The sequence below is a fragment of the Clostridium sp. 1001271st1 H5 genome, assembly GCF_005845215.1.
Taxonomy (GTDB): Bacteria; Bacillota; Clostridia; order Lachnospirales; family Lachnospiraceae; genus Enterocloster.
In genome coordinates, this window is the sequence record NZ_SPHO01000012.1 from 36,099 (window position 1) to 59,540 (window position 23,442).

Annotated in this window: 19 protein-coding genes; 17 read left to right on the forward strand and 2 right to left on the reverse strand. The window is 51.0% G+C overall.

Translation table 11 applies throughout. From position 1 onward, the window contains the following. Positions 1 to 35: 35 nt before the first annotated feature. The 3 genes from FGS84_RS18115 to FGS84_RS18125 all read left to right on the forward strand — a co-directional run bounded on the left by FGS84_RS18115 (position 36) and on the right by FGS84_RS18125 (position 6,676). Positions 36 to 3,215 carry a hypothetical protein gene (locus FGS84_RS18115; RefSeq protein WP_138309852.1) on the forward strand — a complete coding sequence of 1,060 codons (3,180 nt, stop codon included), beginning with the start codon at positions 36 to 38 and terminating at the stop codon, positions 3,213 to 3,215. A 138-nt stretch (positions 3,216 to 3,353) separates the two neighbouring features. After that, positions 3,354 to 5,363: a clostripain-related cysteine peptidase gene (locus FGS84_RS18120; RefSeq protein ID WP_138309853.1), complete on the forward strand. Its 2,010-nt coding sequence runs from the start codon at positions 3,354 to 3,356 to the stop codon at positions 5,361 to 5,363. A gap of 23 nt (positions 5,364 to 5,386) precedes the next feature. After that, positions 5,387 to 6,676 (forward strand): glycoside hydrolase family protein, encoded by a 1,290-nt coding sequence (locus tag FGS84_RS18125; RefSeq protein WP_138309854.1) that lies wholly within the window; start codon positions 5,387 to 5,389, stop codon positions 6,674 to 6,676. 141 nt (positions 6,677 to 6,817) lie between these two features. On the opposite strand, the gene FGS84_RS18130 is transcribed toward FGS84_RS18125, so the two are convergent. Next, a complete protein-coding gene (locus FGS84_RS18130; RefSeq protein WP_138309855.1) occupies positions 6,818 to 7,582 on the reverse strand; it encodes a LytTR family DNA-binding domain-containing protein in 765 nt (254 codons plus the stop codon). A gap of 146 nt (positions 7,583 to 7,728) precedes the next feature. Further along, the gene (locus FGS84_RS18135) at positions 7,729 to 8,148 is read right to left on the reverse strand and encodes a sigma-70 family RNA polymerase sigma factor (protein ID WP_138309856.1); all 420 of its coding nucleotides are present in this window, start codon (positions 8,146 to 8,148) and stop codon (positions 7,729 to 7,731) included. 335 nt (positions 8,149 to 8,483) lie between these two features. Between FGS84_RS18135 and FGS84_RS18140 the strand changes: the two genes are divergently transcribed. From FGS84_RS18140 to FGS84_RS18205, 14 genes are all read left to right on the forward strand, one after another. After that, positions 8,484 to 9,767: a 4Fe-4S dicluster domain-containing protein gene (locus FGS84_RS18140; RefSeq protein WP_138309857.1), complete on the forward strand. Its 1,284-nt coding sequence runs from the start codon at positions 8,484 to 8,486 to the stop codon at positions 9,765 to 9,767. A gap of 433 nt (positions 9,768 to 10,200) precedes the next feature. Beyond that, positions 10,201 to 11,217: a substrate-binding domain-containing protein gene (locus FGS84_RS18145; RefSeq protein ID WP_138309858.1), complete on the forward strand. Its 1,017-nt coding sequence runs from the start codon at positions 10,201 to 10,203 to the stop codon at positions 11,215 to 11,217. Positions 11,218 to 11,318: 101 nt separating this feature from the next. Continuing rightward, positions 11,319 to 12,815, forward strand: a complete 1,497-nt coding sequence (locus FGS84_RS18150; RefSeq protein WP_138309859.1) for a sugar ABC transporter ATP-binding protein — start codon at positions 11,319 to 11,321, stop codon at positions 12,813 to 12,815. Beyond that, a complete protein-coding gene (rbsC, locus tag FGS84_RS18155) occupies positions 12,815 to 13,822 on the forward strand; it encodes a ribose ABC transporter permease (protein WP_138309860.1) in 1,008 nt (335 codons plus the stop codon). Before FGS84_RS18150 ends, rbsC begins: the two co-directional genes overlap by 1 nt. A 23-nt stretch (positions 13,823 to 13,845) precedes the next feature. Next, positions 13,846 to 14,655: a transketolase gene (locus FGS84_RS18160; RefSeq protein ID WP_138309861.1), complete on the forward strand. Its 810-nt coding sequence runs from the start codon at positions 13,846 to 13,848 to the stop codon at positions 14,653 to 14,655. A gap of 10 nt (positions 14,656 to 14,665) precedes the next feature. After that, complete coding sequence (locus FGS84_RS18165) at positions 14,666 to 15,631, forward strand: transketolase C-terminal domain-containing protein (protein WP_171042668.1); 966 nt, start codon at positions 14,666 to 14,668, stop codon at positions 15,629 to 15,631. A gap of 16 nt (positions 15,632 to 15,647) precedes the next feature. Continuing rightward, entirely contained in the window at positions 15,648 to 16,583 is a 936-nt protein-coding gene (locus tag FGS84_RS18170; protein WP_171042669.1) for a sugar kinase, read from the forward strand. 20 nt (positions 16,584 to 16,603) lie between these two features. Further along, a complete protein-coding gene (locus FGS84_RS18175; protein ID WP_171042670.1) occupies positions 16,604 to 18,130 on the forward strand; it encodes an FGGY-family carbohydrate kinase in 1,527 nt (508 codons plus the stop codon). Positions 18,131 to 18,156: 26 nt separating this feature from the next. Continuing rightward, positions 18,157 to 18,996, forward strand: a complete 840-nt coding sequence (locus FGS84_RS18180; RefSeq protein ID WP_138309865.1) for a MurR/RpiR family transcriptional regulator — start codon at positions 18,157 to 18,159, stop codon at positions 18,994 to 18,996. 25 nt (positions 18,997 to 19,021) lie between these two features. After that, entirely contained in the window at positions 19,022 to 19,459 is a 438-nt protein-coding gene (locus tag FGS84_RS18185; RefSeq protein WP_138309866.1) for an RpiB/LacA/LacB family sugar-phosphate isomerase, read from the forward strand. A 201-nt stretch (positions 19,460 to 19,660) separates the two neighbouring features. Then, positions 19,661 to 20,419 carry an SDR family oxidoreductase gene (locus tag FGS84_RS18190; protein ID WP_138309867.1) on the forward strand — a complete coding sequence of 253 codons (759 nt, stop codon included), beginning with the start codon at positions 19,661 to 19,663 and terminating at the stop codon, positions 20,417 to 20,419. Positions 20,420 to 20,467: 48 nt separating this feature from the next. Continuing rightward, the gene (locus FGS84_RS18195) at positions 20,468 to 21,589 is read left to right on the forward strand and encodes a TRAP transporter substrate-binding protein (protein ID WP_138309868.1); all 1,122 of its coding nucleotides are present in this window, start codon (positions 20,468 to 20,470) and stop codon (positions 21,587 to 21,589) included. Between the two features lie 25 nt (positions 21,590 to 21,614). Next, positions 21,615 to 22,151 carry a TRAP transporter small permease gene (locus tag FGS84_RS18200; RefSeq protein WP_138309869.1) on the forward strand — a complete coding sequence of 179 codons (537 nt, stop codon included), beginning with the start codon at positions 21,615 to 21,617 and terminating at the stop codon, positions 22,149 to 22,151. Further along, positions 22,148 to 23,440: a TRAP transporter large permease gene (locus FGS84_RS18205; RefSeq protein WP_138309870.1), complete on the forward strand. Its 1,293-nt coding sequence runs from the start codon at positions 22,148 to 22,150 to the stop codon at positions 23,438 to 23,440. Before FGS84_RS18200 ends, FGS84_RS18205 begins: the two co-directional genes overlap by 4 nt. Positions 23,441 to 23,442: the final 2 nt, after the last annotated feature.

A 23,442-nucleotide genomic window follows, 5' to 3' on the forward strand; every position in this document is an offset into this window, starting at 1 on the left:
CAGCATGGAGTGAGCGCAGGAAAGGAGCGGCAGAAATGAACCAAAGTCAGTTGTCATGCAGCATGGCCGTGGAGGGGGTAGTCAGAGGCTGTCCGGCCAGGCTGGCTGTCTGGTATGATAAGGGCGAAATGTCATTTTGCGGGCAGCTGCAAATGGACCGGAGAGGGCCCGCTGGAATATTGGAGGCTGTAGACAGTGAAATGGCTTCCAAATTCGGAGCTTATGCTTCCGGTCTGGTCCGTGTTTCAAATCAATGCGCCGCCTTTTCCTGCATTCATGGAATCACAGCCCTGGGTTATGGCCAACCGGGGCTGTATTTCAAGGCAGCTGCCGGCAGGGGAAGCGCAGCCATTCTCTTTTCGTTTTCAGTGTGCACCGCAGCCCCAGCCCCCAATCCTGCGCAGCCGCCGCAGGTATCCTCCCTTATGAATGCAGTGAGTAAAGCAGGGGACTTTTTCGGAATGGAGGAGTTTTATTTTTTCGGACGTGTGGGAACAGGACTGGGTCCCGGGGATTTGATGGCCGGGGCGCCGGGAACAGAGGCATTTCCGGCCCGGATTGAAAGGTGCAGCCTGCTTGTATATTCCCGTTTAAGGCTTGACGGGAACAGCGTGTTTGAAAGGGCGGTCAGGGAGTTGTTCGGTCTGGAGGAGACACAGCTTTTTCTGGGAGCGGGTGAAGGCGGATTCCTGTGCATGGCAGCAATCCCGGCATACAAGAACCATTTTATGGAAACCAGGAACATGTGCCTGGCAGCGGAGCTTAAGAGCAGCGCCTTGTCCCTGGCGCTTCAGGGCTCTTTCCGGTTTGCCTTTGTGCCGGATATGGAATTCCATGTAAACTGCGGCATATCAAAGACCCGCTTCATGGTGGAGGCTTTTGGGGAGGTCAGGGAGCCCGTTCACCTGGCCGGTCCCTTTTCCATAGGGGACACCTGTCTGGCTATTGGATTTGACCGGGGTCCGGTCTTTGCCATGTTTGCCAATCTCTATATACGGGAAATACATCTGTTCGGGGCTGTGATGCTTACCGTGGCAGGGTCGGTCCCCAAGCTGGATTTGCTGTCCGCGGCGGTCAGTGACCTGTCTGTTCCTATTTTGGTGAGGAATCTGCTGGGGCTTTCCTTTGAAGGCCTTGACAGCATTGATTTTATCCGAATACTGGGCCTTCCTTTCCAGGACATGGAGGCATTTGACAGGGAAATGGTTAAGAGCGCAGACGGGGGCCGGCTGGCAGAGGCATTTAACCAGAGGATTCATGACAACAGTCTGGTGCTGGAAAAGGAGCAGGTAAAGGCTTCTCCCTTTGGGGATGGGGTGGACCTGGTGGACCAGCGGCGGATGCGTCATTATTACATAGACAGTTCGGGCAGGATAAAGCTTACGGCCCAGTTTTATTATGCGGATGTGAATACCAGGCTGGGCAGTTACACGGTGGAGCGGGGAATCTTTGTCTGCGGCGTGATTGAGATTTTTAAGGTGCGGTTCGAGGTCCTGTTTTCCTTTCGGGAGGGAGACGGGGTGCTGGCATATGGCCGGATACCGGAGGTAAATCTGGGATTCCTGAAGTTAGGCCCCTCCAGGGCAGGGCAGGAGTCCGGGGAAGCCCTTCCCGTACCGGCGGACAGCGTCCTCAGGCAGTTTATGGGTAAGGAACAAAAGGGAATCGTGTTCTTCCTGTCCGCAGGCAAAAAGGATGTGACCTTCTATCTGGACGGACGCATTGAATTGCTGTCCATTCTGTATTTTGAGACCAGGATTATTTTCTGCAAGGGGCTTATATCCATTGATGTGCGTTTTAACTGGCTGGCTATTTTTGATGTGAGCATTCATCTGAAGGTGAATTACCAGGATTTCAACCGGGGCGGGTTTGAGTTCCGCCTGGTGATTGATACGTCCGGGCTGGCTGAGAAGCTGAAGGCGGTGCAGGAGAGCATTAACAGGGCCATTGACCGGCTGAGGGATAAGATTAGGAATGCCACAAGGGAAATTGACAGGGCCCAGGCCCATGTAAACGAGCTGTATGGGCAGATTGATTCCCTGAACCGTAGAATTGAGGACTGCAGGCAATCCATCCGGAATGCGAAGTGGTGGAAAAAGGCATTTGTGGCCATTGCAAAGGGAATCGAGATAGGAGCCTATGAGGTGGCAAAGGCCGGTGTATATGTGGCAATCGGAGTGGCCACGGCAGCCCTTCAGGTGGCTAAAGCAGCGGTGCAGCTGGCCGGCAAGGTTGGCGAGGGCGTCATGAAGGCGGTGAACGCCGTCATACAGGGGGCTTTATCCTTCTTCTACATCAACCGTCTGGAGCTGTACGGCAGGGCCGGCATGAACGAGCAGGAATTCAGGGCTTCCATTGAGTTTGTTGCCCTGGGAAAGACCTACCGGTATGAGACAAAAATGGGGCACTCTGCCCTGAAGTCCGATGCGGCCGGTACTGTGTCAGGCAATATGAACGGGCAGATGAAACATGATTTGGACCATATTGAGGACGGGGCTTTCCGCAGCAATTTCAGGCGGTACAGCCATGAGTCGTATACCATAGAGGAACAGTGCCGGCGCCTGGCGGGGGCCAGGGAGCAGATGAGGTCATCCACAAGGCTGATGCGTTCCATGCAGGAAGCGTATGTCCGGGAGTTCAGCGAACCCATGTCTGACTTTGACCAGATGAACCAGGAGTATGTAAATGCCCTGGACTGTGTGGGCGGCATTTTGAAGACAGGGGAGCAGGCCGGGGATGTAAAGGCATTATCCGGCTCCATGGGCGGCTTAAAACGCAGGATTACACTGAAAGAGAAGGAAGGCGTGTTCCGGGATGAGGAACTGTCTGAGCTGAAGGATGTTATTCACAATTACGACCAGGCAAGGCTTCTGTATGACGAGGTAAAGAAGAGTATGTCTGCTGTGGAGAGCCAGAGAAAACAGATGCTGGCCTATGCAGACCTTCAAAAGCAGAAAACAGGCGAACAAAAACAGAAGAAAGCATTGTCCGCGGCAGAGGGCAGCATGGAACGGGTGCTGAACAAGACCGAGGAGGCCATGTACCGCAGCTTCCCCGTGGACCGCAGCGGCAGGAATTACATTAATCTTTCCAGAGAGGGATTGATTCACCAGTACATGGACGAGGCAAGGCAGGAATTTGGCGCTGAGGCATCTGAGAACGTGCGGGTAATGAGAAGCAGGAGCCGTAAGGGACGGTATGACAGCAGGCTGTAGGCTGCATAGCAGCAGGCAGTGAGTGTCCGGAGGCAAAGCATCATGAGGCAAAACATTATGAGGCAAAGCATCATGAGGCAAAGCATCACGGGGCAAAGCAGTAAAGAGAGTGTGTAATAACGAAAAGGAGAATGGCAGATGGAAGAAAGAAAAAAGAGGGTCACTGCGCCGCGGATTGCGGCAACCCTAAGCGCCCTGCTGGCAGGGGCGGCCCTCTATACGGTAAGCGGTTCTGAGCGTCAGGGTATTCAGGTGATGGAGTATGATGCTGCCACAGAGGCCGCAGACAGTACAATCATGGTATATATGAACGGCAGCGACCTGGAAGGAGATTATGGCGCCGCCACTGCGGACCTTCAGGAAATGATGGCGGCGTTGGTAAAAATGGGGCAGGAGGGGAGGGCTCCCTCCCTCCATGTGGTGGTGGAAGCAGGCGGTTCCACCCGGTGGGAACTGGAAGAAATGGATGGCGTGTCCTATGCCAGGTTTGTCCTGACAGAGGACGGGGTTTCCGCCATGGAACCCATGGAAATCAGGAACATGGGGGAGGCAGATACCCTGACGGACTTTATCAACTATGGTGTCCAATCTTATCCGGCCAGCCATTACGGGCTGATTCTGTGGAATCACGGAGGCGGCCCGGTGGGAGGATATGGGAGCGACAGCCATTTTGGCGGAGATGGGCTTTCACTGGAGGAGATACGGGAGGCTGCGGACCACTCTGTTATGGCGGACAGCGCCTTTGATTTTGTGGCCTTTGACGCCTGCCTTATGGGCAGCGTGGAGATTGCTGGCTGTCTGGAAGGAAAGGCTGACTATGTCATTGCATCGCCGGAGCTGGAACCTCAGGATGGTTATGATTACAGCTGGATGACGGCATTGGGAGACAGCCTGCCGCCTGACAGTGAGTGGGGGGAGGTGGCAGGCCGGTCCATGGTGAGGGCTTATGATGCCTGCTATGCCTCAGGCACTGCGCCTGTTGCCATGACTCTTATGGATATGAAGGAATACCGGGCATTTCATGAGATTTTTCACCAATATGTGGACCGAATACCGGCGGAATGCCGGGAAGAGCTGTACGGTGAACTGGGAAGGGACAGGTTGAAGATGCTGGCATTTGGCAGCAGACAGGCGGGAAGCGCTTCGGAGCTGGTGGATGTGATGGACTTTCTGGATGCCTGTCAGAAGGTATATCCGGACGAACAGGCATTACAGACATTAAAGGAGCGGATGGGGATGCTGGTGGCAGAACAGTCGGCCGCAGGCTATCCTGTGAATCCAAGCGGCCTGACCATATACCTGCCCAGCGGTTCCAATCCATATCTGCAGGAGGACCTTGAAACGTATGACGCCGCAGGATTCTGCAGTGCCTACAGGCAGCTGACGGACGGATATGCAGCGTATCTGGCCAGGGAAAGCGGTGTGGATTGGGGAGACATACGTGCACATAAGGACGGCGCTGTGGAAATCAGTATATCCCCGGAGGATATTTCTTCCGTGACAGGAGCATACCTGGCTGTGTTCTGCCCCGTGGGGGACCAGGGGAGTTATTATCTTCTCTGCACGGACAGTGATGTGGCCATTGGAGTGGACGGGACGCTGCGTGCAGTGCCGGAGGACAGCTATATGGGAATGAAGGGACAGGTGCTCTGCCTTATTGAAACCATGAATCTGGAGGCATACACGGAATATATGGCTCCGGTGCTCTATAACGGGGAGCTGTGTACCTTGCGGATTGGGTTTGACGAGGAGCATGAGGACGGGCAGATTCTTTCCGCGACGCCGGCGGGCCTGTCCTCTGAGGCCGCAAAACAGATTTATGAGCTGAAGGAGGGGGACCGGATGATACCGCTGTATCCGGTTGAATGTATGGAAGATGCAGAGGAGGCAGGAGAAGCAGCGGCTGAACCGGAAGATTCCGCCAGCGCTGCCAGCGATGTTCCGGGCTGCCTTCCGGACAGCCGGTACTACACAGACAGCTATTACATGGGAACGGAATTTTATATAGAGGAACCGGATGACATGCTGCTGGAGACAGTACCAATATCCGGGGATGGATATCTCTATGGTTTTATGCTGACGGATGTACGGCAGCATATTTATTATACGGATTTTATCGGCATGGAGGCAGAGGATGCCGGTTCATGAACAGTGAAAGGAGAGAATGAATCATGAGTAAGACGAGCAGGGAATTGATTGAATTCTGCAGGGGGAAGCTGGGCACGCCGTATGTGTTCGGTATGAAGGGACAGGTTCTGACGGAGGCGCTGCTGCTGCAGCTGGCAGCGGAAAATCCCAAGGTCTATACACCCCAGTACATAGCCAAGGCGCGGTGTTTCATGGGTAAGCACTGTACGGATTGTTCCGGCCTGATTACCTGGTGCACCGGTATCCTGAGGGGAAGCGCCAATTATAAGGAGACTGCCCGGGAGGTGCAGCCCATAGGCGCATTAAATGAATCAATGACAGGCTGGGCCCTCTGGAAACCTGGACATATCGGGGTTTACATTGGAAATGGAAAATGCATTGAGGCTAAGGGTATCAATTACGGTACAGTGGAGACACGGGTCCGGGATACGCCCTGGGCCAATGTTCTGAAACTCAAGGACATTGATTATACAGAGCAGGTATGTGAACCAGCAGCTCCTTTACCCCACCCCACGGGTTGGGTAAAGGAAGACGGCGGGGTCCGTTTCTATCTGGAGCCGGAACGGTATGTGGTCAATGACTGGTATCAGGACCGCGGGCAGTGGTTCTGGTTTGATGGTTCAGGTCATGCTGTGAGGGATAACTGGTACCTTTATAAAGACGACTGGTATTATTTCGGCCCGGACTTTGCGATGGTTAAGGGGCTCCAATTCATTAAAGGGAAGCCCTATTATTTTAACAAAGACGGCCGGATGGCAAAGCTGGGGACCAGCTTTATCGTTCAGGTGGATAAAAACGGCGTACTGCATTTTCCGGAGGAGGAATCACCGGAGCTTCCCGTCATTCCGGCACCAGCAGACCATAAAGCAGAACAGGCCCGGGGAGAACTAAAAATATCGGATGCAGGTATCTGCCTGATTAAACAGTTTGAAGGATGCCGTCTGGAGGCATACCGCTGCGCAGCCGGTGTGCCAACCATCGGGTACGGACATACGGCCGGAGTGACCATGGGGATGAGGATTACCCAGGCACAGGCAGAGGCATATCTGAGGGAGGACTTAAGAAAATTCGAACAGGCGGTAAACAACGTGCTGGGATGCAGCGTAACCCAAAACCAGTTTGATGCCCTGGTAAGCTTTGCATATAATCTGGGGGCAGGCGCGCTCAGGAACAGTACGCTTTTAAAATGTCTGAATGCAGGGGATGTAAAGGGGGCGGCCGATGAATTTCCCAAATGGAACAAAGCAGCCGGAAAGGTGTTGGAAGGACTTACCAGGCGGCGGATGCAGGAACGGCAGTTATTCTTATCCTGATAGGGGACAGCAATTCTGATTATAGGGCAAAAATAACCGCTAATGGATATTGATACGGAAAGAAAGGGCAGAGGCATGATTCTCTGCCCTTTCCGCTGCGTCCCGGCCAATGCATCCTGGCGGATGAATCCTGCCCCGTGCCTATCCATTGCTTGCGTCCCGGCCCGCGCGGTGCGGATACCTGCGGAAATAATCAGACAAACCGCGCCTGTAGCTGCGGGAACAGCAGCAGGAGATACCGCCTGTAAAGGAGAGAATCCCCTGGTCAGGTTCAAAGGACCGGACATTGGACAGATTTGCTATGGTGGACGCCCGTACCTGACGGAAGGGCGGAGCCAGCTTTTCTGACAATTCTTTGATACCGGAGCGGAAGGTATATACCCCGTCAGAGCAGTGTACATTGCACATGTGGGTCCCTTTTACGGTTTCTATATAATAGATTCCGGAAAAGGGGACACGGGCTTCCTGCCGGTTTCCGTGTACAAGCAGAAATCCGTCCGTGGAATTCACGCGGCGGTTCAGGTAGGTCAGGATATTCAGGCAGGAGCGTTCTAAATTATCATGGGCAGGATGGATGTAGCCTGCGATGCCGCGGACGGAGTGGCTGTTGACCAGACGGGCCGCGGTGCGGTAATCACTGCTCACCATGCAGACCATTATCCGGCTGCTGCAGGACGTGAGCCTGTCCAGGACATCGGGCCAGTCGGGACGGCTGTCGCTGTCAAAGAACATGAGCCACAGCTCTGTGGGAGAGCCGGCAGCTTCCTTGATGAGTTCGTCCGGTGTCAGGCTCCTGAAGGCATACAGCTCCATGCCCCTCAGACGCCTGGTGGAAATGGCTGAGTCTGCGGCTGCATAGAGTTGACTGAAAAGCTGACTATGTTCTGTTGATATAACAATATTCAAACCAGATTCCTCCTTTGTTCCAGTATAAGTAATCATGGGTGGTTACAAGATTCATCCGTTATACAGAACATATGTTCGATTAAAACCGAATAGAAAAGGCCGTCCGGCCCAAATAACGGTGTGAATCTGTGCAGCACCCGTCCTTCTCATTCTTCTTGCCGCTGCTCCATGAGGCTTCTCAGCTTCCTGAGAATCTTTCCGTGGCGGTAATGAAGCGTGGTTACAGGAACTCCGGTTTCCCTGGAAATCTGGCGCAGGGACTGGTCGTAACAGTAAATACGGCGTATCATATCCCTCTCTCTGGGGTCCAGACCCTTCATGGCCTTAAGGAGCAGGGAGCGCTCCAATGCCTCCTCAGCCTGCTCCTCCACAGATTTGGAGCGGGTGTCCTGAAACAGGTCGCAGCCGTTTAAATCCTCTGTGTCCAATGCATTATAAGAAAATGTCCTATTATGGATATCCGACTCCCGGAAATACCGCTCCTTCCGCTGGCCTTTGCAGTATAATTTATAAATTTCTTTTGAGACATAGATATTCCGGTTATCAATACGTATGTAATATAGCATATTTTTCCACCTCTCATGTGGAAAAGGGAATCTGTGATGTAGTTTAAAGATATCACTGAGGGGGGATTTTGTCAAGAAAAATTCGAACACATGTTCGATTGGGCGGATAAGAAGTATAAGACAGAAAATCAAAATGGGATTTTGTGGAAAGGAAGCATGTGATGTACTTTCAGTTGAATATTATTTTTTGCAGTGTTAAAGTAGACGGAGAAGGGGTTGTTCCATGCCCTGCCGGAACCTGGCGCAGCTGACAGCGTATATGTTCAGGCGCATTCCGGTATGACAGGGAAAAAAATGGGAACAATCAAGGAAAATCCAAGGAGGAGGTAAAGACAATGGGACATCTTACAACCCGCGACGCATACCGGAATCTGGGAGAACGCATCAACTGGTTTACCCAGGGGGCCCCGGCCTCTGAGACGCTGTACAAGATACTGCAGGTCCTCTATTCTGAAAAGGAGGCCAAATGGGTGGCTTTGCTGCCGGTCCGTCCGTTTACCATTAAAAAGGCGGCAAAGATATGGGGGACTTCGGAGTACAAGGCGGAAAAGCTGTTGGACCACCTGTGCGGCAAGGCATTGCTGGTGGACTCCTGGGACAAGGGAGTGCGGAAATTCGTGATGCCTCCGCCAATGGCAGGATTCATTGAATTTGCCCTGATGCGGACAAGGGGAGATATTGACCAGAAATATCTCAGCGAATTGTATTACCAGTACATGAATGTGGAGGAGGATTTTATCAAGGACCTGTTCTACGCCACCGAGACAAAGCTGGGCCGCGTGTTCGTCCAGGAACCGGTCCTGACCAATGATAAGATGAACCACATCCTGGATTACGAGCGCGCCACCCACATTGTGGAGGAGGCAGAATACATTGGCCTGGGACTCTGCTACTGCCGCCATAAGATGTCCCACGCAGGCCATCCCTGCCAGATTAACGCGCCCTGGGATGTATGCCTGACCTTTGACAATGTGGCCCGTTCCCTGGCCCGGCACGGGGATTACTGCAGGCTCATCTCAAAGGAGGAAGCATTGGATGCCCTGGAACGCTCCTACGCCAGCAATCTGGTACAGATAGGGGAAAATGTGCGGGAGCACCCGGCTTTTATCTGCAATTGCTGCGGGTGCTGCTGTGAGGCGCTTCAGGCTGCCAGGCATTTCAGCCCCATGCAGCCCGTGGCCACCACCAATTATATTCCTGATATTACCGGGGACCAGTGTGCTGGCTGCGGAAAGTGCGCCAAGGTTTGTCCGGTATTGGCCATTTCCATGGAAGATGACGGAAACGGAAGAAAAAGGGCTGTGGTGGATAAGGACATTTGTCTGGGCTGCGGCGTGTGCGCCAGGAACTGCAGCTTCAAGGCTGTCCGGATGGAGCGCAGGCCAGAGCAGATTATTACGCCGGTGAACAGCACCCACCGGTTTGTGCTTCAGGCCATTGAGAAGGGAACCCTGGCAAACCTGGTGTTTGACAATCAGGCGTTTTCCAACCACAGGGCCATGGCCGCCCTGTTCAGTGCTATCCTGGAACTGCCGCCCCTTAAGCAGGCCATGGCCAGCAGGCAGTTTAAGTCTGTTTATCTGGACCGGCTGCTGGCGGCGAAGCGGGAGAAGGATTGAACAGGGAAGAATATCATAAATCAGATTCACAGCACAGATTACATTCAGCGGGATTCCATGGAATTCCGTTTTTTTTACGCAGAATACTTCAGAATAGTATTCAATAAATGAAATTCTTGATGAAATTACAGAATCTGGGAGACAGAAGGGGGATTATTGAAAAGAGAGCGCCGGCGGACAGGCGTCCGCAGCCGTTGGGGGAGGGGGAAAAGGCGAAAATTTCATATTTCTTTTTTAAAAATAAAAAATGAAATTATAAAATGCTATAAATCCAGTAAAATGGATAATAAATCCCAAAATAAGTAAAAAATACAATAAAAAACTTTATTTTTTAAAAATAATATTGACATACTGGCATGTTAAGTTATATAATAAAGACATCAAAAAAACAGAAAACTTAGCTAAAATAACCAAACAAAAGGAGAGGGAGAATATGAGGAAAATTTTATCAATGATGCTGGTTACAACAATGGTACTTTCAGTTACTGCCTGTGGTTCCGGAAAGACCGAGACACCTGCTGCCACGGAAGCTCCAAAGGCAGCTGAGACAACTGCGGAGGAAAAGAAGGAGCCTGAGACCCAGGCGGAAACCCAGGCAGCATCAGGCGAGCTCAAAAAAGTAGGGGTAGCATTTATGAAGACGGACCCATTCATGGTTCCGCTCTACGACGGCATGAAGGCTGAATGCGATGCCAACGGAATCGAACTGATTGCCTATTATGCTGACAATGACATTGAGAAGCAGATATCCCAGGTGGACGACCTGCTTCAGCAGGACATTGACGGATTAATCGTGATGCCGGTTGATTTTGAAGGTATCACGCCGGCCCTGGAGGCAGCGGATAAGGCAGGGGTTCCTGTTGTGTCCGTGGATGCTGAGTGCGCGAAGAAGGATTTGACCATTGCATATATTGCATCTGATAATTACGCTGCAGGCTATGCGTGCGGTGAAAATGTGTTAAAGACATTAGACAGCGCCAAAATCGTGGCTCTGACCCATCCGGAAATCAAGTGCACCATTGACCGGTATCAGGGATTCAAGGATGCCATTGAAGGGCATGAGGGATATGAAATCATTGCCGAACAGCCCTGCTCCGGACTTATGGATAAGGGCATGACCGTTATGGACAACATGATTCAGGCATATCCGGAATTTGATGTTGCGTTCTGTATCAACGACGGTTCATCCCAGGGCGCCATCTCTTCTCTGGAAGCGGCAAACAGGCTTGGGGGCGTCCAGGTATATGCGGTAGACGGACAGCAGACAAATGCAGATTTAATCAAGGCCGGAAAGCTTACAGGAGAGGCGGCGCAGCAGCCCTATAAGATGGGCCAGGGAGCAGTTGAGCTTCTTATTAAGAATTCTAAGGGTGAACCATTTGAGTATGAGAACCTGTTGGAAATTAATTTCCTGACAAACGATAATGTGGAGGGATACGAAGGCTTCTAGGAGTAATCATCCGTTATTTTAGCTAAGATTTGAGGGCGTCTGAACAAATTTATGAAGGGAGTTTGTTTGGGCGCCCTTTCTGTCTGAGAAAGGGGTGTCATATGTCAGATATATTGTTAGAGGCAACAGGAATTACAAAAACCTTCCCTGGTGTGAAAGCATTGGACTGTGTGAATCTGACTATAAGGCAGGGGGAAGTACACGGGCTCATCGGAGAGAATGGGGCCGGGAAAAGTACCATTATAAAGGTTCTGGCAGGGGTATATGCGCCGGATGAGGGAACCATTTCCTTCATGGGCCAGGAGTACAGAAATGAAAGCATCAGCCAGGCGCTGCAGAGAGGAATCAGCGTCATTTATCAGGAGCTTTGCCTTGTTCCCCATATGAAGGTTTACGAGAATATCATGCTGGGATTTGAGGTTGGAAAAGGGGAGGCTTATTCCGCGGCAAAGACCAGGGAGAAGGCAGGGGAGATTATCTCCATGCTGGATTTGGACCTTCCTCTGGATGAGGAAGTGTATAAACTGGATATAGCAGTGCAGCAGATGGTGGAGATTGCGAAAGCATTTTCCCGCAATTCAAAGTTGATTATAATGGATGAGCCCACCTCGTCCTTAAGCGATAAAGAAGTAAAAATACTGTACAGGATAATCCATAACCTGAAAGTAAAGGGAATCTCCACCTTGTTTGTATCCCATAAGCTGGAGGAAGTGGTGGAAATATGCGACAGAATAACGGTGTTCCGTGACGGCCAATCCATTGTTACAAAGGATATCCATGAAGTTACCAGGGACCAGATGGTTTTTGACATGGTGGGCAGGGAGATAAAAAACTATTATACATTAACCCATACGCCCGGAAACGAAGTGATACTTACCGTAAAGAATCTTTATAAAGAAGGCTATATAGATGATGTGAGCTTCGAACTGAAGAAAGGGGAGGTTTTGGGGGTCACCGGCCTGATAGGGGCGGGCAGGACAGAGATGGCGTCGGCCTTATTCGGTTTGCTGCAGCCTGAAAAGGGAGAAATCATATTTGAGGGAAAAAGGCTGGAAATAAGGAATCCGGCTCAGGCAATCGGCATGGGAATCGCCATGGTGCCGGAAAACCGCAAGGAGCAGGGAATCATTCCGCAGATGGGGGTGGGGTATAACATATCCCTTGCAGTGCTGGATGCATTTATCAGGCTCATCAGGGTGAACAGGAAGAGAGAAAAGGGAATCATAGGGCAGTACATGGATGCGTTAAGGGTCAAGGCATCATCGCCCCAGCAGCACATCGGTAACCTGAGCGGAGGCAACCAGCAAAAGGCCATCATCGCCAGATGGCTGGCCACAAATCCTAAGATACTGATTCTTGACGAACCCACAAAGGGGATTGATATCGGTGCTAAGACAGAGATTTATTCCATTATTGACGAACTGGCAAAACAGGGGGTCGCCATTATGCTGATATCGTCAGAGCTGCCGGAGGTCATTAATACCAGCGACCGGATTATTGTCATGAAGAACCGCAGGATAGCCGGTGTCCTGAATGACAGGGCTGAGTTTGCACAAGAAAATATCATGAATTATTGCCTGGGAGGAGGAAATGCGTAATGAATCAGAAGGCTAGTGGGGATGTAGGGACAAATGCGTTATTTATTCCGGTAAAGGATTATCTGAGGAGGAATATAGGCATTATTGTGGGGTTGGCGGTTATTATGGCCATTACTTCCACTATGTCGGATAATTTCCTGACAGGTTCCAACCTTTTAAATATTTTAAGACAGATATCAACCAATGCGTTTCTTGCCTTTGGAATGACCTTTGTAATCCTGATTGGCGGAATTGATTTGAGCGTGGGGCCGGTGGTTGCGTTTTCGGGAGTGTTTGTAGCCTACTCCATGGCTAACTGGGGCTGGTCCGCAGCAACGGCTGTTCTGGCCGCCATGGTCCTGTGCATATTGATTGGTGCCTTTAACGGAACCATTGTTACTGCCACCAACATTGCTCCTTTTGTGGTGACGCTGTCCACGCAGACCATCATACGCGGGGCTGCCATGCTTCTGGGAAATGGCTGCCCCATCAGGGTGACCAACGAACAGTTCTGCAGGATTGGGACCTCCTATCTGGGCCCCATTGCATATCCTGTTTTCTACATGCTGATAGTCATGGTCATATGCTATATTCTGCTGAACAAGACAAAATTCGGACGGAGAATATATGCCCTTGGAGGCAACCGGATGGCGGCTAAATTTGCAGGAATCAGGGTGTCCAGGGTGGAAATCATGGTGTACATATTATCGGCAGTCCTGGCGGGCCTGGCCGGTATCGTGCTGGGGGCCAGGCTGTCGGCGGGCGTACCGGCCACGGGCGAAGGCTATGAATGCGATGCGATTGCAGCCGTGGTGCTGGGCGGCGCCAGTTTTGCAGGCGGTGTGGGAACCATTGGAGGGACGTTGATTGGGGCCATTATCATTGGTGTCTTAAATAACGGGCTGAATATGCTGAACGTGGCCTCCTTCTGGCAGTACGTGGCAAAGGGAATCGTTATACTGGCGGCAGTCTTATTGGATTACATGAGAAAGAACAACTCTTTGAAAAAGAGACTGCGCAGCAGATAGAAAGGCAGGGGAATGGATTGAGAGTGGAAGAATTAAAGGAAAAAGCAAGGGAGATGCGCAGGCTCTGCATGGAAATGTCATATATAGCAGGAACAGAGGGCGCCCATGTGGGACCGGCTTTGTCTATCATGGATATTATGACGGTATTGTATTTTGACGTGATGAAGTACCGGGCGGATGAACCGGACTGGGAGGACAGGGACCGGTTTCTGCTGAGCAAGGGGCACGGCGTGCTGGGGCTCTATGTGCCGCTCATACTTACGGGGATGATATCCCGGGAGGAAGGGAATACATTTAACCAGACCAGGACAAAGCTGGCGGGTCATCCCAGCGGAAAAAACCTGGGCGGCGTGGAGCACCCGTCGGGTTCCCTGGGCCATGGGCTTTCGGTTGCATGCGGAATGGCATTGGCGGCCAAAACCAGGGGGAACAGCTATGATGTCTATACCCTGATAGGCGATGGGGAAATGGAGGAAGGAAGTATCTGGGAGGCCGTTATGTTCGCGGCAAAATACAGGTTGGGAAACCTGACGGCAATTATTGATGTAAACGGGTTCCAGTATGGAGGGACCACAAGGGAACTGATGAACCTGGAGCCTGTTAAGGATAAGTGGGAAGCCTTTGGATGGAATGTAACTGAGGTTGACGGCAATGATGTGGCGCAGCTTAAGGAGGCAATGTCCAAGGAACGGTTATGCAGGGATAAACCTACCTGTATTGTGGCCAGAACCATCAAAGGGGCAGGATTTACCAAATCCTGCAGCAACAACGACTGGCACCATGCCAAGGTGGGAAAAGAGGATTTGGAACTGGCATTACAGGAACTGGCTTAGGAGGAATCACATGAATAGGGTAAATTTATCTGAGATTGATAATTGGAACATCAAGTTCAGGCCTATGTTCGGAAAGGCCATCAAGGAACTGGCGGAAAAAAATGAGGACGTTGTTCTGGTTGTTGCAGATTCGGGAAGGGCGTGCAGGTGCGACGGATTCGACCGGTGCCCGGACCAGTTTGTGGACTGCGGAATTGCAGAGCAGAACATGACCGGAGTGGCAGCCGGTCTGGCCAGAGGCGGGAAAAAGCCTGTGACATTTGCCTTTGCCCCCTTTGCCTCGGAACGGTGTTTTGAGCAGGTGCGCCTGGATGTGGCTTACAGTGAACTGGATGTGGTCATTGTGGGCAGTGAAGGCGGAGTGGGTATGGGCACCCAGGGAGTGACCCATTTTGGCTGGGAGGATGTGGCGGTCATGTCATCGCTGCCAGGCATGACCGTGTTCTGCCCGGCGGACAATGTGGCGATGATCAGCCTGCTGGAAAGGGCCATTGAAATGAGCGGACCGGTTTATCTCAGAATGAATGGCGGAGTCCCTGACGGGGTTTATGAGGACAGGGAGCCGTTTGAGACGGGAAGCGCAGTGGTCCACGGGCGCGGCTCGGATGTAAATTTCATTGTGTCGGGTCCTCTGCTGTCAGAGGTTCTGAAAGCGCGGGATATACTGGAACAGGAGGGAATCTCGGCAGGGGCGGCGGATATGTTCTGTATTAAGCCTGTGGATGAGAAGGTGGTTACGGATATGGCTAAGGAATCCAGGGTGATTGTGACAGTGGAGGAGCACAGCGTGGTCAATGGCCTGGGCAGCGTGGTGGCTAATATTCTGGCGGCCCGGGGATATGGATGCAGACTGGTAAAGCTGGGGCTGCCGGATGAATATCCCCACACGGTGTCCCCGTATGAAGAAATGCTGAAGGAATACCGCCTTACGGCACAGGATTTTGCTGCGGCGGCTAAAAAGGCATTGGGCGTTTAGGCTGTGGAGGATGGATATGAAGTACGATATAGTGACTTTTGGAATCCCTATGGTGGAGATAATGAGAAAGGAGCTGGATTGTCCTTTTGAGCAGGTAGGGGAATTTGAAGGGCCGTATCCGGCAGGGGACCCTGGCATCTGCCTGAACCAGTGTGTTGTCCTGGGCCACAGGGGATGCTATGTGGGCGTGGTGGGAAATGACCCGCTGTCAAACTGTTTTTTCAGGCAGATGGAAAAGAGCGGGGTTGACTATTCCCATATCCGCAGGGTTCATGGATATACAACGGCAATGTCCCTGCTGGCAAAGTTCAGCGACGGCAGCAGGAGTTTTGTGTTTAACCTGTCTGAGTCAGCGGCAGCACAGCTGGGGCCGGCTGATTTTGATAAGGATTTATTAAAGCAGGTGAAATGGATACATGTATCAGGTTTTGCTCTTTCAGTCAGTGAATCCATTGCGCGTCTCCACGACATGGTTATGGAAGAAATCAGTGAAGATGTATTGGTGAGCTTCGACCCCAATTACCGGAATGAGATGATTGACGCAGCACTGTTCCGGAAACGCTGCAGAAAAGTCTATGACAGATGCAATCTGTTTCTTCCCAGTATGGGGGAGGCTGTTCTGTTTGAGGCGGGAAAAGACGACTTGGAGGCCTGTGCGGCGGCGGCCCGCAAAGGAAAACAGGTGGCCCTGAAGGCGGGCAGGGATGGGGCCTATGGCTTTGATGGTACAGAATGTGTCTATGAACCTGGTTTTGCAGCGGAGGAGACAGACCCCACAGGCGCAGGCGATACCTTTGGCGGAGCATTGATTGCAGCGCTGATTGAGGGAATGGAATGGAAAACCGCCCTGCGGTTCGGGTGTGCGGCCGGCTCCATATGCGTGCAGAGAAAGGGGCTGATGGATATAGCTCCGGTCCGTGGGGAAATTGAAGCAGTAATGACGTCTGTATGACGGAGAACAGGAGGTTGGCTATGTTCTTAATTGGTACTGATATTGGTACCTCCAGCACAAAAACAGTGATAACGGCTCAGGATGGAAGGATTATCTCCTCGGATGTGCAGCAATACGGGGTATTGGAGCCCAATCCTTCCTGGGCAGAGCAGTATCCGGACGTCTGGCTGGATGCTGTGAAGCGTTCTATACATAACGCTGTGGAGAAAGGGAAGATAGAGCCTGCACAGGTGGCGGCGGTCTGCATAAGCGGCCTGTATGGGGGAAGCGGGGTGCCGCTGGACAGACATATGGAGGCGGTCCGTCCTTGCATCATATGGATGGACCGCAGGAGCACGGAGGTCTGTAAGAGACTGAACCGGGAAATAGATGTGTCCAGGCTGTTTGAGGTCACTGAGAATGGCGTGGATTCCTATTTCGGCTATACCAAGCTTCTGTGGATGAAGGAGAATGAGCCGGAATCCTGGAAACAGACAGAGCTTTTTCTGCCTCCAAACCAGTATGTGGTGTATAAATTGACAGGACAGATAGTCATGGATGTAACAGCTGCCGGAAACCTGGGCGGATTATACGATATGGAGCGCGGCGCATGGTCGGAGGAGATGGGCATGATGCTTGATATCCCTCTGTGTAAAATGCCCCAAACGCTTTTGCAGCCCTATGAGACAGCGGGAACCCTTTCAAAAGCAGCGGCAGAGGAGTTGGGATTAATTTCGGGAATACCGGTCTGCGCCGGATGCGTTGACTGTCTTTCTTCCACCCTGGCAGCCGGTGTGACTGGTCCGGGTCAAAGCGTGGCTGTGCTGGCAACCAGCCTGAACTGGGGCGTGCTCCATAAAAATAAGCCGCTGGAGCCAATGTATATCACAATGCCTTACGTGACAGGGGAACAGGGCGTGCGGTATACCTACGGGGGCATGTCCACGGCAGGCGCCCTCACAAGGTGGTTTTCGGAACAGTTTGCGCCTGGTATATGGGATGCAGGGGCATCGGAGCGGATTCCCTTTGAACAATTGGAAAAGGCAGCAAAAAAGATTCCGCCTGGCTGCGAGGGACTGCTGCTTCTGCCCTACTTTATGGGGGAACGATGCCCTATATGGGATTCGGAGGCAAGAGGGGCCATGCTGGGATTGAGCCTGAAGCACAGCGGCGCCCATGTATACAGGGCAATACTGGAATCAGTGGGTTACGGTATGCGCCATATCATAGAATGCTTTGAGGGCGATATAGGGGAAAACCAGTGCTGCAAGCTGGTGGGAGGAGGAAGCGAATCCCTGCTTTGGAGCCGGATTCTCTCGGATATCACGGGCAAGACAATGGAACGGATGGAAAAAGGGGTGGAGGCCCCGTATGGGGACGCCTTCCTGGCCGCCTATTCAGCGGGAATCTGCAGCAGTTTTACAGACCTGGAAAAATGGGGGATACAGGGAGAGATGATAAGCCCGGCAAAGAAAAATACTATTTTTTATAATGATTATTTTGAAATTTATAAGCATTTGTATTATGCTATAAAAGAAGACATGCATAAGCTGGCTGGGCTGTCTTAAAAAATAAAGTTGGATGGTGTGGTACAATGAATGAGATAAAAGTAAAGCTGCAGTTTTTGATTCCGTCATTGCCAAGGGCAGAAAAAATTGTGGCAAAGTATATGCTGTCCCATCTGGAGCAGGTTTCTGATATGACAATCGCAATGCTTTCTGAGGAATCAAAAGCCAGCGAGGCCACCATATGCAGGTTCTGCAAGAGAATGGGCTATAATTCCTTTGTCCAGCTGAAGCAGGATTTTGCAAAAGCTGAGATAGAGGTGGAAGAGGTGAAGAGTCCTAAGCCTGTTACTGCCAACGACACCCTGGTTAGTATCTTTGATAAAGTGGTGGAGGGAATTAACCGGTCCTTGAGCAATACCCGTACTTTTTTCTCAGATGATTATGACCGCGCCCTGGAAGCAATCATTCATGCAAAGGCAGTGTATTTCTTTGCAACCGGTGACTCGCAGTCAATCTGCTTTCTGGCAAGTTTTAAATTTAACCGTGTAGGTATTCCCACCTATGTTTATACAGATGTGATTTTTCAATATGAAACAGCCATGCGTCTGACGCAGGACGATGTGGTCATAGCCATTTCCAGCAGCGGGCGTTCCATGAATGTGGTAAAGGCAACCAAGCTGGCCCATGAAAAGGGCGCCACCACCATTTCCATTACACAGACAGGAAAAGCGCCGCTGATAAAATGTTCTGACATCAATCTTTTTACCTCGGTTGTGGATATGACCATAGGCCGGGACAGTGTGACCAAAAGGGCGGCGGAGCTGGCTATCATTGAAACCTTTTATCTGGGAATCATAGCAAGGGGTCCTTTGGACTATGAAACTATGCTTCAAAATACCATGATGTCATCGGATATGAATAAATAGTACATACCGGCGGGAGGTGTGAGGTTTGTATCGTATTGCAGTGGGCTGCGACCCCAATGCAGAGGCATGTAAGCGTGATATAACAGCTGTGCTGGAACAATGGGGATATGCAGTTGTGGATATGGGAAGTTCGGACCCCATATATGCCAATACGGCATATAAAGTTGGCAGGGCCGTTGTAAGCGGAGCCTGCGACAGAGGCGTCTTGATTTGCGGTACGGGACTGGGAATGTCTGTGGCTGCAAATAAAGTGAAGGGGGTGATTGCAGCATTGATAACAGACTGCTATTCGGCAGAGCGTGCGCGCAAGAGCAATGATGCCAATATTGCATGTTTCGGTGCTTTCACCCAGGGGACAAAAGTGATTGAAAGGCTTTTAAAGATATTTCTGGATTCAGAGTTTGTGCCGGGGTGCGCGTCCCAGGTTAAGGTGGACCAGATTCGGAAGCTGGAATCCATATAGGTGTATAGGGGAAAATTGAGAGTGATATGTTTTTTGCCGCCAGCCAGTTAAATGGCCGGCGGCATTTTTATGTCCGGTATTATATTAAAATAAATTCAATAAAAACATACAATTCACTCTTGACGAAACCGTTTTCATGAGTTAATATGTACATAAGAGCACAAGAAACCGTTTTCATGGGAGGGGAGGTTAATATTTTATATGAGTTCATTGTTTTCTCTGGCAGGGAAAAAAGCAGTGATTACAGGCTGTGCAACAGGTATCGGCAAAGGACTGGCAGCCGGCCTTGCCAGGGCAGGAGCAGATATTATTGCGTTGGATATTGGGGATTTGGAAGATACCGGAAAGATGGTTGAAAATCTGGGGCGCCAGTGCCGGTGTTACCATGTGGATTTGTCGGATTCCGCAGATGTGGATGAGGTGTGGGCGCGCCTTCTGGAGGAGGCCGGACAGGTGGATATCCTGTGTAATAACGCAGGCATGCAGTTTCGGAGGAATGCGTTTGAATATCCGGAGGAGATGTTTGACAAGGTGATTGCCGTAAACCTGAAAGCGCCGTACCGGCTGTCCCAAAAGGCGGCCGTCCATTTCCGGGATAAAGGCATAAAGGGAAAAATCATCAATACCGCCTCCCTTTTTACCACCTTCGGAGGGGTTGAGGTCAGCGGTTATACCTGTTCCAAACACGGCGTCATGGGTATGACCAGGGCATTGTCCAATGAGTTTGCACCTTATGGGATTTGTGTCAATGCCATCGCGCCGGGCTACATAGCCACAGAGCTGACAAAGGCAATATGGAGTGATTCAAAACGTCGCCAGCCCATGGACCAGAGAATCCCGGCGGGGCGCTGGGGGAATCCGGATGACTTTGAGGGCGTGGCGGTATTCCTTGCCTCAGGGGCATCGGATTATATAACCGGAGTCATGATTCCGGTGGACGGCGGGTATTCCGCCAGATAACATGTTAATTATGCGCATCACGCGCAGGAATAAAAGGAGAAGAAGACAATGAAGAAACGAAGCATTATGATGGCACTGGGTCTTGTGATGACACTGACAGCATGCGGAGGAGGAAACGCGGCAACCACAGTAACCCCATCCTCCGGCTCAGAGGCGCAGTCAGAGGCAAAGACAGAGGCAAAGGAAGAAACGGATACAGCCGCACAGGAAGAGAAGAAGGAAGAAACCAAGGCAGCCCCGTCCGCAGACACAGTAACCCTAAAGCTCTCCAATAACCAGCCGGACGGTAACTGTACCACCATTGCAGTGGAATGGTTTGCGGACCAGGTACGGGAGCGCACGGACGGAAGGGTCAACATTGAGGTGTATAACAACGGAACGCTGGGAGATGCCATCTCCTGCCTGGAGCAGCTCCAGTACGGCGGCATGGATATTGTAAAGGCCGACCTCTCCACCATGACCAATTTCGTGGATGATTACAATGCTTTAATGATGCCTTATATTTACAAAGATACAGAGCACTTCTGGAAGGTGCATGGCGGGGATATCGGTATGGGAATCCTGCGCGGGGATAAGATGAAGGAAAAGAAGCTTTACGGTCTTACCTACTATGACGGAGGGACCAGATGCTTCTATAACACCAAAAAGGAAATTCACTCTCCTGAGGACATGAAGGGAATGCTGGTAAGAGTGCAGCAGTCAGAACTCATGATGTCCATGGTGGAGGCTCTGGGAGGCCAGTCAGTGGCAACCGCGTATTCCGAGGTATATTCCGCACTCCAGACCGGAGTGGTGGATGCGGCTGAAAATTCCATTGTCAACTATCTGGACCAGTCCCACTACGAAGTGGCGCCTTACTTTGTGGAAGACCATCATACCAGGTCGGCCGATATCCTGGTCATGGGTGAGAAGTCACGGGAAAAGCTGAGTGCGGAAGACCTGAAGATTATAGATGATACGGCTCTGGAGTCATGGGAGTATCAGAAGGAACTGTGGGCACAGGCTGAGGAAGAGTCCAAGCAGAAATTATTGGAGCAGAATGTCACAATTACTGAATTGACAGCAGATGAATTAAAAGCGTTCCAGGACGCCTGCGAGCCAATCTGGTATTCATATGAAGGCGGTGCCTATAAGGATATCATTGACCAGATTGTAGAAGCGGGAAAGTAAGGGACTGGCATATAGGAGACTGAAGATGCTGAAAGGAATTAAGAAGGTACTGATTGATATTTTCAATCTGTTTTATAAGGTTATATATGGCTATGCAAGATGGGTCCTGGCAGTTGTAATCGTAATTATATGCGCCCAGGTATTCTGCAGGAATATACTGCGCACCAATATCCGCTGGAACCAGGAGGTGGCGCTGCTGCTTACGATTTGGATGGCGTTTCTGGGTATTGCCATTGGCGCGGAAAAGAATCTGCATATTGGCGTGGAATTGTTTTATGATAAATTCCCGGCCGGGGCCAGGAAAGTGATTGATGTGGTGAACCGGATTATAACACTGCTGGTAGGTACTTTTTTTACTGTTTATGGGGTCAGGATGGTGCTGTCCACCATGGACTCAAGGCTTCCGGTAACCAAATGGCCCTCATCGCTGATGTATCTCATGATACCGGTCAGCGGCATTGCCATTATCTATTTTACGGTCCTGGACATGATGGGCTTGAAGAAATACAAGAAAACCGGTGACGCCGGTAAGTTTGACAGAGAGGAGGAGGAAAAAGAATGAACCCCAATATGGCAATCGCAATCCTTCTCATAACTTTTGTGCTGCTTATCATGATTAAATGCCCGATTACCTTTTCAATGATTATATCCACAGCCTTCACCATGCTGTATATCCAGGTGCCTGTTATGACCCTGGTGCAGCAGATGTCCAAACAGCTCAACTCATTTTCACTGCTGGCAATTCCCTTTTTTATTCTTATGGGGGAAATCATGGCTGCAGGCGGTATATCCAGCCGCCTGCTGGCCTTTGCAAATGTGTGCGTGGGACAGATAACCGGAGGGCTTGCCCATGTAAATGTACTGGCCTCCATGCTGTTTGGCGGCATATCCGGTTCTGCCATTGCGGATGTGTCGTCCCTGGGAGCCCTGGAAATTCCCATGATGGAGGAGGCCGGATATGAAAAGGACTTTTCCATTGCTGTTACGGTGGCCAGCTCCTGTCAGGGCCTTATCATTCCTCCCAGTCACAATATGGTGCTGTACTCCATGGTGGCAGGAGGCGTATCCGTGGGCAGCCTGTTCTGCGCAGGTTATATTCCTGGTATTATGCTGGGCGTTTTCATCATGGTAATGTGCTACATCATTTCCAAGAAAAAGCATTACCCCAAAGGGAAAAAGCTGCCTTTTAAAGAAGCCCTCAGGGTTACAAAGGATACATTTTTCGCCATGCTTGCCATGGTCATTATCATCGGCGGTGTATCAGCCGGCTTTTTCACGGCAACGGAATCAGCGGCTGTTGCCTGCATCTACTGTTTATTTGTGGGATTTTTTATATACCGGGAACTGCATGTAAGGGATATTCCCGTGGTGCTGGGAAATACCATTAAGACCTTGTCCATGGTGTACGCCCTCATAGCTGCAGCCGGCGCTTTTGGCTGGGTAATGGCGTATCTGAACGTGCCGACCCTGGCCACAAACCTGCTCCTTGGAATCAGCGATAATAAGATTATTGTACTGCTTCTTATAAACCTGATTCTGCTTTTGCTGGGCTGCGTCATGGATTTGGCTCCCCTTGTACTCATCATGGCTCCAATTCTGCTGCCTGTTGTGACAAAGTTTGGCATGAGTCCCATCCAGTTTGGCGTCATGATGATGCTGAACCTGGGTATCGGATTGTGTACGCCGCCCGTAGGCACGGCGCTGTTCACAGGATGCGCCATTGGCAATATGAAGATTGAGAAGGTTTCAAAGGCAATGCTGCCCTTATATATTCCCATGCTCATTACGCTGCTGCTTGTGACCTTTATTCCGGCGCTTACCATGACGCTGCCTGAACTGATTATGAAATAGGA